13 protein-coding genes are annotated in these 12,786 nt (G+C 59.6%); 4 read left to right on the top strand and 9 right to left on the bottom strand.

What is annotated here, in order from left to right:
- Window positions 1-231: 231 nt before the first annotated feature.
- Window positions 232-1,632 carry an L-serine ammonia-lyase gene (locus tag PZN02_RS18535; RefSeq protein WP_280659384.1) on the top strand — a complete coding sequence of 467 codons (1,401 nt, stop codon included), beginning with the start codon at window positions 232-234 and terminating at the stop codon, window positions 1,630-1,632.
- 147 nt (window positions 1,633-1,779) lie between these two features.
- Window positions 1,780-2,217, top strand: a complete 438-nt coding sequence (locus PZN02_RS18530) for a DUF1489 family protein (RefSeq protein WP_280659383.1) — start codon at window positions 1,780-1,782, stop codon at window positions 2,215-2,217.
- Between the two features lie 75 nt (window positions 2,218-2,292).
- Here the strand turns inward: PZN02_RS18530 and PZN02_RS18525 are convergent, their stop codons facing one another.
- The 6 genes from PZN02_RS18525 to PZN02_RS18500 all read right to left on the bottom strand — a co-directional run bounded on the left by PZN02_RS18525 (window position 2,293) and on the right by PZN02_RS18500 (window position 7,977).
- The gene (locus tag PZN02_RS18525) at window positions 2,293-2,562 is read right to left on the bottom strand and encodes a hypothetical protein (protein WP_280659382.1); all 270 of its coding nucleotides are present in this window, start codon (window positions 2,560-2,562) and stop codon (window positions 2,293-2,295) included.
- A 78-nt stretch (window positions 2,563-2,640) separates the two neighbouring features.
- Window positions 2,641-4,131 (bottom strand): D-alanyl-D-alanine carboxypeptidase, encoded by a 1,491-nt coding sequence (locus PZN02_RS18520; protein ID WP_280659381.1) that lies wholly within the window; start codon window positions 4,129-4,131, stop codon window positions 2,641-2,643.
- Between the two features lie 180 nt (window positions 4,132-4,311).
- Window positions 4,312-5,043, bottom strand: coding sequence for a hypothetical protein (locus tag PZN02_RS18515; protein WP_280659380.1), 732 nt, complete (start codon window positions 5,041-5,043; stop codon window positions 4,312-4,314).
- 381 nt (window positions 5,044-5,424) lie between these two features.
- Entirely contained in the window at window positions 5,425-6,033 is a 609-nt protein-coding gene (locus PZN02_RS18510; protein WP_280659379.1) for a transglutaminase-like cysteine peptidase, read from the bottom strand.
- Window positions 6,034-6,663: 630 nt separating this feature from the next.
- The gene (locus PZN02_RS18505) at window positions 6,664-7,272 is read right to left on the bottom strand and encodes a PilZ domain-containing protein (RefSeq protein ID WP_280659378.1); all 609 of its coding nucleotides are present in this window, start codon (window positions 7,270-7,272) and stop codon (window positions 6,664-6,666) included.
- Window positions 7,273-7,365: 93 nt separating this feature from the next.
- Complete coding sequence (locus PZN02_RS18500; protein WP_280659377.1) at window positions 7,366-7,977, bottom strand: PAS domain-containing protein; 612 nt, start codon at window positions 7,975-7,977, stop codon at window positions 7,366-7,368.
- Between the two features lie 343 nt (window positions 7,978-8,320).
- On the opposite strand from PZN02_RS18500, the gene PZN02_RS18495 reads away from it, so the two are divergent.
- Together PZN02_RS18495 and PZN02_RS18490 are read left to right on the top strand one after the other, a co-directional pair.
- On the top strand, window positions 8,321-9,058 hold the full coding sequence (locus PZN02_RS18495) for a rhomboid family intramembrane serine protease (RefSeq protein WP_280659376.1): 738 nt from the start codon (window positions 8,321-8,323) through the stop codon (window positions 9,056-9,058).
- A 512-nt stretch (window positions 9,059-9,570) separates the two neighbouring features.
- A complete protein-coding gene (locus tag PZN02_RS18490; protein ID WP_280659375.1) occupies window positions 9,571-9,999 on the top strand; it encodes a CBS domain-containing protein in 429 nt (142 codons plus the stop codon).
- Window positions 10,000-10,148: 149 nt separating this feature from the next.
- Here the strand turns inward: PZN02_RS18490 and PZN02_RS18485 are convergent, their stop codons facing one another.
- From PZN02_RS18485 to folE, 3 genes are all read right to left on the bottom strand, one after another.
- Window positions 10,149-11,105 (bottom strand): patatin-like phospholipase family protein, encoded by a 957-nt coding sequence (locus PZN02_RS18485; protein WP_280659374.1) that lies wholly within the window; start codon window positions 11,103-11,105, stop codon window positions 10,149-10,151.
- A gap of 303 nt (window positions 11,106-11,408) precedes the next feature.
- A complete protein-coding gene (hisI, locus tag PZN02_RS18480; protein WP_280659373.1) occupies window positions 11,409-11,861 on the bottom strand; it encodes a phosphoribosyl-AMP cyclohydrolase in 453 nt (150 codons plus the stop codon).
- A 123-nt stretch (window positions 11,862-11,984) separates the two neighbouring features.
- Window positions 11,985-12,602, bottom strand: coding sequence for a GTP cyclohydrolase I FolE (folE, locus tag PZN02_RS18475; RefSeq protein ID WP_280659372.1), 618 nt, complete (start codon window positions 12,600-12,602; stop codon window positions 11,985-11,987).
- Window positions 12,603-12,786 lie beyond the last annotated feature (184 nt).

Genomic DNA, 12,786 nt, shown 5'->3' with positions numbered 1-12,786 from the left:
GGTTTCCCAAGACCGCGTCGTTTTGATTCGATGGCGGCCATTTCTCACAACTCGCTTTCGCATCATGTCGCACGAACAGAATCCGATGTCGGTTGATCGCCTGATCGATGGGGATGGGATGGCTTATGGTTTGATCCTATATATTTAGGAAAACCGACACCGCTGGCGCCTAAAGGGGAGCCAAGCGGGCGTTGGCGTTGCAACGTTTCCGTGCTCCGGGGCAGGCAGTTTATGTTTCTTTCCGTCTTTGACGTTTTCAAGATCGGTATCGGTCCTTCGAGTTCGCACACGATGGGACCGATGTCGGCGGCAAACAGGTTCCTCGACCTCATCCTTTCCGATGACTGGCCGCGACCGACACATGCGAGCGTCGCCGCCATCAAGGTCAGCCTGCACGGTTCGCTTGCGCACACGGGCATCGGCCACGGCACGGGTCGTGCGGTTATCCTCGGACTGATGGGCGAGCGTCCGGATCTCGTCGATCCCGACAGCATGGATGCAATCATCGACGAGGTGGAACGCACGGGCCGCATTACGCCCGCCGGACATCCGCCCTACGCGTTCCAGCCGGAAACGGACCTCGTCTTTGACAAGAAAGTGCCTTTGCCCGGCCATGCCAACGGCATGTCCTTCTCGGCCCTCGATCGCGACGGACGGCTACTATTGAAGCGGATCTATTATTCGATCGGCGGCGGCTTCGTCGTGACCGACACGGAGCTTGAGGCGATGCGCGCCGCCAAGAACAAGCCCGCGGGCGTAAAGGTGCCTTATCCTTTCGCGACGGCGCAGCAGATGCTCGAGATGGCCGCTCGTTCGGGGCTCACCATTGCCCAGATGAAGAGGGCAAACGAGGAGTGTACGATGTCGAGGGAAGAGCTCGACGCCGGCCTCGACCGCATCTGGGAAGCGATGAAGAGCTGTATCGACCGGGGCTTGAGCCAGGACGGCATCATGCCGGGCGGACTGAAGGTTCGCCGGCGTGCGCGTTCGATTCACGACAAGCTTCAGGAGGAGTGGCGATCCAACAAGACCAACCCGCTGCTCGCAAACGATTGGTTGAGCGTCTACGCGATGGCGGTCAACGAGGAGAATGCGGCCGGCGGCCGGGTTGTCACCTCGCCGACGAATGGCGCCGCCGGCGTCGTCCCGGCGACCATCCGCTATTACATGCATTTCCATGACGATGCCGACCAGGAGGGCATTCGCGATTACCTGCTGACCGCCGCAGCCGTTGGCGGCATCATAAAGCACAATGCTTCGATCTCCGGCGCGGAGGTCGGCTGTCAAGGCGAGGTCGGCTCGGCCTCGGCGATGGCGGCTGCAGGCCTTGCCGCCGTGATGGGAGGCACGCCAGAGCAGATCGAGAACGCCGCTGAGATCGCGCTCGAACACCACCTTGGCATGACCTGCGATCCTGTCGCCGGGCTCGTGCAGGTGCCGTGCATCGAGCGCAACGCCCTTGGCGCCGTCAAGGCGGTTACCGCGGCCTCGCTCGCCCTCAAGGGCGATGGCAAGCACTTCGTACCGCTCGACGCCTGCATCGAGACCATGCGGCAGACCGGCGTAGACATGAATGAGAAATACAAGGAAACCTCCACTGGCGGGCTCGCGGTGAACGTCGTCGAGTGCTGACACTTTCGGCGGGAGCCGTCGGCGCGATCCACGCAGTTTTCTGCCCCAATCCTGCTATAGGATCATGAGGTCGGCTGAGGGGCTCTTGTGGACGAACAGGTTCAACACGCTTGACCGCGGCCGGCGGACAGGTGTTCAAGGTCTCTCATGGCGTTGCATCTCATAAAGCTCTGCGTCGGCGCAGAATCGGTCGAGGACTTGCGTGAGTGGGTGTCGCGCAAGGCGCTCGCTGCGATCGCGGCCGGGCAGGAGCCCCACTCGTTCCATACGACCCGGATGGTTCCGAAACGTACCGAGGAACTCCTTGCCGGCGGTTCACTCTATTGGGTGATCAAGGGGCATGTGCAGGCGCGGCAGTCTTTGATTGGTATCGAAACCTTCACCGACAGCGAGGGCATCGGCCGCTGCAATCTCATCCTCGGACCGGAAGTGGTCGAAACCGAACTCCAGCCACGCCGTGCTTTCCAGGGATGGCGCTATCTGCAGGACAAGGAGGCGCCGCGCGATCTCGCTTCGCTTTCCTCCGGCGAGGCGGATATGCCGCTGGAACTGCGGCGCGAACTGGCGGAACTCGGCCTTCTGTAAGCAATCCGGGAAGAGTGTGTAGCGGTTTTCCCCGCCCGAAATTGCGGGGGACGGCCCCCGGACAATTCCTGGAAATCAGTGGATGCGCAATCGGAGCGGATAGCGACGGCCGGGCGCAGTCACATGCAGGTGGATGCCGGCGCGGGGCTGGGTCGAGCGCCAGGCGCGCGCGCCATGCGTCAAAAGCATGCCGACGAGATCACGCGTCTTCGCTTTCGAGCGGTTCAAGCCGATGTCGGCGATGCGCATGGCGGCCTCATGCAAGGGATGCAGACCGATGCGCGTGGATCTCGTTCTCTTTCCCGGCATCACGGTAACACCGGGAACATTTTCGTTCACTGCCATGACCAACCTCGTTACGCTGTACAAATCCGAGGAAGACGGCCGGGCAAAACGCACCCGGCCGTCAGAAAGTCGTGTTTGTCACTGCTGGCTCGCCCAGCAAGAGAAACCCTTCTTCTTCAATACTTTGCATGCATTGACGGCCTTGTCCTGGTCGTCGAAGCCGCCGAAACGTGCGCGGTAGACTTGGCCACCGCCGTTCGAGAAGGCGACGGTAAACGGTGTCGCATTGCGTAATGTCTTGCCGCCCTTCTCCTTGGCGTTGCCGAGAAGCGTCATCGCCTGCGCCTTGTCGGGCGTCGCACCAATCTGGATGACCCAGCCCTGCGGTTGGGCCTGTTCTTCCGGCTGGGCCTCAACCTTGGCGGCAACCGAGTTGGTGATCTGTGTATCGACATCCTCGGCCGCCGGCTGCGCGGCGAGCTTGGCGCTCTGGGCTTCAAGTGTGTTCGGCGCGATCTTGCCCGTAAGCACGGGATTGTCGGACGCCGGCTTCGTTGCCGCGTAGGCCATTTCCATGCGGCTCGAGCTTTCGCCGCTGTAGCGGAAATCCGGAACCGGGCCGGTGTTGGGCAGATCCATGGCAGCGGAAGCGACGGCGACGGGCGCTGCCGCAGGCTTCACTTCAGCCTGCGCGACGGCGGCGACGGGCGGTTCGGCGGTCGGCGTTTGGGCGATCAGGTTGCCGCCTCCACGCCGCGAAGCGGCCGGCATGTATTTGGCGACGAGCTTACGCATCTGGGCGTCGCGGGAACCACCGGACGTTCCGCCCAGCACGACGGCGACAATGCTGCGTCCGTCAAGCTGTGCCGAGGTCACCAGGTTGAAACCCGAGGCGCGGGTGTAACCGGTTTTGATGCCGTCGACACCGCGGACATTGCCAAGCAGCCGGTTATGGTTGCCGATCGTCTGCTTACCGAAACGGAAGCTCCGCGTAGAGAAATAGTCATAATATTGGGGAAAGTGCTGCCGCAGCGCGATGCCGAGCCGCGCCTGGTCACGGGCGGTCGTCTTCTGCTCCGGGTTCGGCAGGCCGTTGGCATTGCGATAGGTCGTGTGCGTCATGCCGAGCGCGCGTGCCTTGTTGGTCATCATCCGGGCAAAACGCTGTTCGGAACCGCCCAGGAGTTCGCCCAGCGCCGTGGCGGCGTCGTTGGCAGAGCGCGTCACGAGCGAAAGGATCGCCTGCTCGACGGTGATCGACTTGCCGGCTCGCACACCCAGCTTCGACGGAGGTTCTGCCGAAGCGTTCTTGGAGAACGGAACCGGCGTGGACTTGCTGATCCGTCCGGCTTCCAGCGCTTCGAACGCCAGATACAGCGTCATCATCTTGGTGAGAGAGGCCGGATAGCGCAACTCGTCTGCATCCTCGCCGTAAAGCACCTTGCCGGTCTTCGCATCGACGACGATGCCGGCGTATTTCGGATTGGCGTTTGCCGGTGCGGCGAGGGCCAATACGGCAATGGCGCCGGCGAGGACAATCCGTCCTGCGATTTTTGAAAAGGCCCCAAACGGGCGTTTCGCGATATCAAAAAAAACGGATCGAGACACTACGCTGCTCTTTATTCTCATTTCATGGATGCCGTCCGGACGCGTCGTCGGAACGATCGTTCCTGCGACAGTATCGGGATAGCGTTACCAATCGGTTTATGATGAATGATTGGTTTCCTGGGGCGGGCCGCTTGTTCGGGAACGGCACCGGTCGACCCAAGCGGGTCGGCACTTCGCCTGCACCACGACTCTTGGACAAAATCAGGGCGCCAGCCGGCTGCGGACAAAGGTTTCCACGGAATCGTCGATCAATCGCCATTGCGGCAGCAGCTTGCTCGAAAAACGGTAGAGAGCGGTGAGATCCTTGCCGACGTGCACGTCGCGCTGGCAGTCGGCGCTCGTCGATGCTTCGGCATCCGCGGGCAGGGTGCAGCGCAGGACGTAAGGCGGTCGCCCGGCACGGTCCGCGGTGAAGAAAACTTCACCAGCGTAGCTTGTGTTGGACTTGGCGTCGTGCCGAACCAACCCGGCGGGGCCGGGCAGCACCTCATTGCTCAGGACATGGCGATAGATAGGCTCCAGTCGTCCTGACATGTCTTGCGACATCGTACTCTGCGAGAGTTGCAGAAAGATCAGGTTTTCCGGTCGATTGATGTCATCAAACAGGTTCCGGGTATTCTCGCCATAGCCTTCGAGCGCCGGCCAGGTCAGGTAAAGGTCGATGCGCTCGGCAATGCTGGTCCCGCGCTGGCTTTCGAAGCGGATCATGTTGGCCGGTAGCCGCAAGTGATCCTGTCCGATGAAGATGTCGTAGATCTCTTGACTGGAGGTGTGTCCAGCGAGCGCGAGCTTTTCTCCAAGCCGGTGTCCGGAAAGCGAGACGATCGTGGTCAGAGCCGCCAGCAGGGCGACAACCGCGGTAACCTTGTAGAGGAGGCGTGGCGAGAGGAGTGGCGAAAGTTCCGGTTCGGGGCCACTGGATGGCGCATTCATGCAGGATCGTCCGTCGCGGTGGCTTGTTGTTGTGCGCTTGATCCGGTCTCGGGGACAAGGAAGTGATCGGGCCGGATGTCGCCTTCGACGGTCGACGAAGATGGTTAATTTTCGGTGAAATGCTTCTTGGGTGAGGACCGGCCCGGCCGGCTCCTCCGAAAAAGAAGCGCCGGTCCCGGGGACAACGGAACCGGCTACTGCATGATTCCTAAAATCGGAATCGATTTAAGGAGAAAATCATGCAGCAATTCAAAGTACTACAGCGACCTTTGCGCGTCCGATTGCACGCGCGGCTGTGGAGGCTTGGTCGACACGGGGAACGCGGAACTGACCGAAGCCCGATAGATGTCATCAGTGGACGGGTTTCTCGATAAAGCGCCTCTACTGCGTCTTTACGCTGCCGACTGCAACGGCGCGGCCGTCCTGCAGTTTCACCCAGCGCCCGGCATTTTCGGAGGACTGCCGCTTCAGGAAGGTGTATTCGGTCTCCGACCAGCTAAGTATCTTGCTGCGCATGTTGTCGAGTATGAAGTCGCCGCGGTCGGTGCGTACCGTCAGAACCGCATGGCCGTCGCCGTTCGGCTGCAGCACGACGGTTATCAACAGATCGGCGGGAGAAAAGCCGCGCTCGATCAACTTGCGACGCTTGAGGAGCACATAGTCCTCGCAGTCGCCGATGGTGTCCGGATAGGACCATTCTTCCTCGACGCCATGGATCTCCATATCCGTCATCGGGGTCACGGCCTGGTTGACCTCATAGTTGATCTCGAGAATTTTCTGCCATCCCTCGCGGGTCAGAACCATCGGGCCGCCATCGGTTCCATTGGCGGTGCATTCGGACGGATTGCGCTTGCAAAATTCGTAGTGACCGATCGGCGGATTGGTGGTGCCGCCCACCGCGATGTTCGCCGGAAGGGCGAGGGCTGCCTCGGTCAGGAAACCGACGAAAAGGGCTGCGACCGCAATCGTCTTGGTGATGGCTTTGTGCATTTTTGTCTCCCCGTTATGGTTCGACAATGGCACAGAGTTTTTTATCCGCGGCGAAGAAGCGAGGTAAAAACAAGTACAAATAAGAATAGTATGCGCAGAAAATAAGAATAAAAAGCAGATCAAATAAGAATAAAATTTGATTCAAATTTTAATGAAATTTCACCGTGCGGAGACCAGAAGGGAGCGATGCAAGATTGTTATCGTTCTGAAAAACAACGGTAATTTAAAGCGAAAAGCCAGATCGTGGCTGGAGCGGTTGTGTCAATGACCTGGGCGAGTTGCGGAAATCTGAGATCGTGGATAGCGACTGTTAGAACCGGGATTTACGCCAAATTCTGAGCTCGGAGGGGCATGGCGCGGGAAATTCCTCCGAAAATATTTCAGAAGCGCTCGACGGTCATGCCAGGGGCGCCGTGCTAGCGCCGGCTCATCGTGTTCACGATGGCTCGTCTCGGCCGCAAGCGACGCCTACAAGGATGCGCGCCTTAGTCGCCGGTGAATGATTGTGATCGCATGAAAAGGCTATTCGCCGGCCGCCGCCGCCCTTGATGCGCATGGCGGAGTCGGAGTGAATCCGGGGCAATATCAAAAGATTGGGCGCGGGCAGTCGTCGGGCTTACGGGCGACGGCTCAAAGGAATTCGGCCAGTGTTTCGCGAGACTGAATGCCGGAGAATTCGACCGCCACGCCTTCCTGGAAGTGCCGGACGATCCTGCCCTTCATGTTGCCGAGTTTGACGGGGGTTCCGATCGCGGGCCGGGTTTCGATGTCGATCGCGGCGCCGGAGAGGGAGAGGTCGATAATGCGACAAGCGTATTTGTCGCCCGTGCCGAGCGTGAGCTCCGTCAGAGCCTTGCGCGGTATGAGGCGGTCATGGCGCCGGTCCTCCGGCAGTCCGAGCTCGTGCTTGTTGGCGATCCAGGTGAGCTGCGCCGCCAGCTTCTCGCGCTTTCGCTCGGTCGCGTTGAGCTGGATGACGAATGCGTGCTCCGCGAGCCGCGACACGGTGCCCTCGAGACGTCCGACGTGCTCTACATAGGCGACGATCCGCTCGCCGGCCCGTGGGCGGGCGGGCGAGGAAAAGAGCACGTCTCCTGGCGACATGTCGACTGCGGTGCAATCAAATTCATCGCGATTGGCAAGCATCAGCCGTCCCGAAAGGTTTACCGAAACGCGCTGAAAGGCACTTTCCTGGTGCGGCTTCGGGCCGGTGTTTTGTGCGTGCTGAAACGAGAACATGGTCACTCTGCGATCGAAGTATCCTTGCCTGTGAAAGTATAGGCGGTCTCGGTTAATAGAAGGTTCGCCAGCGGCTGGCTGCCTCCTCCGGGCTCAGCGTTCCCTTCCGCCTTCGAAGATGCGCAGGTGCTGGATCTTGCGGCCGATTTCTTCACGATGCGTTTTGGCATCGACTGCATGGGAAGCCTCAGCCATGTCCGAACGACCGCCGCGCCCGCTGCCTAGAATTTGTAGGCCTTGTGCGACAAGGCATTCAACGGGCGTCATATGCAGCCAAGAAGGGCGTGACAGTGGTGCAAGGGAACCGAGGATGCGGTCGCTGTCACCCTGCGGCGACCCGAGCGGCGTGAGCAGCAACTCGGTCTCCAGTCGATCGCCGCCTGCCGTCAGACCACAGGCGGAAAGCGCGGCAAGCGAGCGTTGTGTCATTACCTGATCAGCGATCCGAATGGCTTCGCCCGCTTCGCCGGCGGACCACAGCGCGCCAAATGGCTGGCCACGCAATTCTCGACCGAAAAGAGCGCAGACATGGGTGCCGGCGAGCCGGAAGCGGATGTCGCCGCTTGGCTGCTGTTCAAGGATGAACAGGCTTGGCAGCAGCGCACAAATTTCTTGAGGTTCGATCTCGTCGCGGCGGGGGAGGTCCCGTTCACCCCGCAATGCGTTCCAATATTGGAACAGCTCTGTCGTTGTTTTGCTGCGCATGATGGCCCATTCATTCCGTCGATCCGGCTCCCACTGCTCCTTATTGGCACAGCGGCGCGGCTTCTTCGATTTCAGGAATTGCGGAGCGATTTTCGTGCCACGCCGATATTAAGGTTAACAGTCGGTTTCGATTGCGTTCGGCGCCACCTGCTGGCACTTAAATGACATCACTTCACGAAGGTTTGCCTTCAGCACGCAATTGGAGCTCGGTATAAGGGCTCACCGGCCGTTCAGTTTTTACTGGACGGTCTTTTTTTGTTTGCTTATGCCTTCGCGCTATCCGGTGGCGGTACCTCCGTAAAACCTGATCGCGAACGCGCAGCAGCGATGGAAGAGAGCAGGCATGGAACGAGATCAGGCAGTGACACCAGCGGAAACGGATGCCGACAGCGACACGGCCCGCGGCCGCGAACCTGCCTTCAATCTGCCGGCGGGGCTAACTGGTATCCTCTTTTTTCTCATCGCCGTTCACGCATTGAGAACCTATCTCCTGTCGGCGGCTGCAGATCAGGAGCTGATCCTGAATTTCGCCTTCCTGCCTGTTCGTTACACCCTCCCGCTTTCGGAACAAGGACTGGTTTGGCTCTGGACGCCGGTCACCTATTCGTTTCTGCACGGGAGTTGGGACCATCTCATCTTCAACATCTTCTGGATGGTCGCTTTCGGGGCGCCGGTCGTGCGGCGCATCGGCATGGTGCGTCTGGCCGTGTTCTGGTGCCTTTCGGCTGCCGCCGCCGTCGCCTTGCACACGGTATTTCATTGGGGTGAGATCGTCGTCGTGGTCGGGGCCTCGGGGGTCGTTTCCGGTTTCATGGGGGCGGCCGCGCGGTTCGTCTTCTCGCCAAGCGGCCGCATCAGCCGCCAGTTCGCGCATCTCAACCGGCGGCTTTCGCTAACCGAAACGCTTGCCAATCGCTCGGTGCTGGTCTTCACCGGCATCTGGTTCCTGACCAATTTTCTGGTCGGGCTCGGCATGTTTTCCGTTGGCAGCGCGGGAACTGTCGCCTGGGAAGCGCATATCGGCGGCTTCCTCTTCGGCTTTCTCCTGTTCGGGTTCTTTGATCCGCGCGACCAAGGGTAGGGAACTCCGACCTTACCGAGTCTGGGCCGGGAGGAACGAGACAAAGCGGGTCACGCCTTCCGCCCGCATGCCGCGACGTATCGAACAGGATAAGGAAATAGGTGCCAGTTTCTCGCTGATGTCCTAACCCACGAAAAGCAGTCACATTTATGATCCCGAATTGTTTCAAAGCGGATTCACAAATGTGATACCTGACGGACCCTGTCCGCCGAGTGACAAGGCTTGATTTCAAAAAGTCGCTGGAGCACCATTCCCTGCGGTCGCCTTGAGGGCGAGCGTGCAAGGCTGGGTGTCGGCCTGGTCTCGTGCGGGAGAGGCGCGAGCGCTAGTGGCCGACATCGGATATTGGGGCGGGTTCCTGCGGCAACTCTGCATAGATCCTTGTCTGTGCAGAGGCTCGGGGTGTTACAGCGACCATCAAGCAATCTGAAGTGACGCGCGGCGCTGCAAGCACAAGAGACGGCCAGAGCCTTTTCCCACCGGCCCGGCGTAGTGTAACGGGAGATGTGTGGATGTCAGTAAGAGCGATTCTCAACGAAAAAGGCCACAACGTCGTGACTGTCACGCCGAATGTGACAGTTCATCAGGCTGCGACCTTTCTACATGACAATCGTATCGGGGCGGTCGTCGTTGTCGATCCGGACGATCAAATCGTCGGCATTCTGACGGAGCGTGATATCGTGGCTTCGATCGCCAAACACGGTGCCACCTGTCTCGACAGTCCAGTTTCCTCCGTGATGTGGCAGAACGTCTATTGCTGCCGCGAGGAAATGTCCATTGCTACGCTGATGGAAATGATGAGCAAGCTGCGTGCACGCCACTTGCCGGTGGAGAAGGAAGGTCGTCTGGCCGGCATCGTTTCCATCGGTGACGTGGTGAAGCACCATATCCGCGCAATGGAGCACGAGACCGAACAGATCAAGGCTTATATCGCAGGCTAAAGGGGAAGGGCGGTGCGATGCCGCCCTTCACATGCAGCAGGGCGCAACTTCCGCAATCAAGCCCGTTGGTCCCCGCACCCCTGTCCTTAATGACTTGAGACGCTCCGCAGCAATCAAGATAAAAGGATCGGCCTGCATGCTCCATGCATTTAACGCACCAGCACTTCCTGCATGCGGCGGATTTCTGCGAGCTTCGCCTTCGCTTCGTGATAGCCACGGTCGATCGCTTCGCCGGCGCGATGAAATTCTGAAAGACCTATGTCATTGAGCTTTGGATGAAGGGCGAGATCCGGTGGATCGCCGGCAAGCCGGGCGCGTGAAATTCGGTCCTGGATGATATTGAAGGCCTGCACCATGACGCTGGTCATGCCGAGCCGCGCAGAATAGCCATCCTTGATTTGCGCATCCACTGCTTCCACGCCGGCGCTGTGCTTGACGACGGCCGAGCGTCCATAGAGATCGTAGTTGAGGTTGACCGCGACGACGAGTTGCTGCTCGTAAGCGCGACAAACCGAAACCGGAACCGGGTTGACCAAAGCGCCATCGACGAGGACCCTACCATTGGCGCTGATCGGCTCGAAAATGCCGGGAAGCGCATAGGACGCGCGGATAGCGGTTATAAGTGAACCCTTCTCGATCCAAACCTCATGGCCGCTGTGTACCTCGGTGGCGACCGCAATGAAGGGGCGATCGAGTTCCTCGATGTTGATGCCCTTTAGGTGTTCCTGCATGCGTTTGGTCAGTCGCAGACCGCCGAACAGACCGCCGCCGCCGATTGCAAAATCGAGCAGGCCGGCAATGCGCCGCATGGTGAGAGAGCGGGCGAAGGCCTCCAGTTCGTCCAGTTTGCCGGCGAGGTAACAGCCGCCCACGAGGGCGCCGATCGACGTGCCGGCAATCATGCCCACTTCGATACCTTCCTCATCGAGTGCGCGCAGCACTCCGATATGCGCCCAGCCGCGCGCTGCGCCACCGCCCAAGGCTATGGCGATCTTCGGTCTCGGGGGTTGGGGAGTTGGCGCTGGGGGAGCAGTCGTGAGCGAAGATCCATCCGGGCCGGATAGGTCGGTAATCTGGTTGCTACGCGTGAATGTCCAGTTCAACATCCGGCACCTCCAACATCGCCGAATAAACTACCAAGTGCGCGCGTCTGGTGGGAGGCCCCTGCCAAGCCGGCGATGGTGCCGTCTTGTTCGAATTCATCGCTGAAAGACTGGCACCCAAATTGAGATATACCACCGTTCCCGTCATCAATTTCGGCGGGAGCGATAAAAATTAGATACAGCCTGCAACACTTTTCGCTCAGCCGCAGTTTCGACGGTAACCGCTTTCTTAATTAATGATTAGGCGCCCGTTTGGTTGCCAAAAAATAAATATAGCACGTGGTTAAACCAAGAAAACGCAGATGCTTAATTTTTGCTGTAAACCGTTGCCGGATCGAAGTGTCGTTGGTTGTCCGTGATCGTCACTGTGGCTTTGCCCTCTTCGACGCCGACCGTGCGGTAAAAGCAAGAGCGGCGGCCTGTGTGGCATGTGGCGTCGTGGCCGGCCACCGACACCTTCAGCCAAATGGCGTCCTGATCGCAATCGGTGCGTATTTCCTGGACGGTCTGCAGGTTGCCGGAACTCTCGCCTTTCTTCCACAGTCCCTTGCGCGAGCGGCTGTAATAGTGCGCAACGCCGGTTTCAATGGTCAGTGCCAGCGCCTCGGCGTTCATATGGGCGACCATCAACAACTCGCCGTCGCGCGCATCGGTGACGACCGCGGTAACGAGTCCTTTCTCGTCGAAGCGGGGGGTAAAGGCCGGCCCGGTCTCCAACACGGCCTTGTCTTCCGAGGGGGCGTCGAAGGTGAGCGTCACAATTTAAGCTCCTTGGCTACAGCGCCGCGCGTCTTATCAGACGCGCAAAGGACGCTGTAGCACTTTGATTGCTGCATGTTTTATCCTTATCTCGACTGCGATTAAGGAAACATGCAGCAGAGCTTACTTGAAGCCCCGCAGCATGGTCATGAAACGAGCCTGTTCGGCCGGATCGGTTTGGAAACTACCGGTAAATGTCGTCGTCAGCGTTGTCGAGCCCTGCTTCTGAACGCCGCGCATCGCCATGCACATATGCTCCGCCTCGATCATCACGGCAACGCCACGCGGGGCGAGCGTTTCGTCGATGGCCTTGGCGATCTGTGCCGTCATGGTCTCCTGCGTCTGCAGCCGGCGGGCATAGATGTCGACGACGCGGGCAATCTTGGAAAGGCCGAGCACACGCCCATTCGGCATATAGGCGACATGCGCCTTGCCGATGATCGGCACCATGTGATGCTCGCAGTGGGAGAAGAACGGAATGTCCTTCACCAGCACCATGTCGTCGTAGCCGGCGACTTCCTCGAAGGTCCGTCCGAGTACATCTTCTGCCGCGAGCTCGTAGCCGCCGAACAGTTCCTTGTACGCCTTGACGACACGCGCCGGTGTATCTTTAAGACCCTCGCGTTCCGGATCGTCGCCCGCCCACCTGAGCAGCACGCGAACGGCTTCCTCGGCCTCCTTCTGGGTCGGTCGGCCGCTCGTATCGTCGAGCAAAGGAAAATTCTTCACTATGGCGTCCATAATGGCCCCTTTAAGCAATACGGGATTGCTGACGTTTTATCTTTCGGACAACTCGCCACTGGCCATACGCCTAACCCTGCAGGCTTGGGTTCCGTTGGCGGGCTCCGGGGCTTTCGGGTCCTGGCTTAGCAGTGCACTGGACCGTCCGGCACGGTTTCCCAAACAACAGGCGACTTGATGTTCC

This window comes from Sinorhizobium garamanticum (assembly GCF_029892065.1).
GTDB lineage: Bacteria > Pseudomonadota > Alphaproteobacteria > Rhizobiales > Rhizobiaceae > Sinorhizobium > Sinorhizobium garamanticum.
This window is presented reverse-complemented; position numbering and strand designations above follow the sequence as displayed.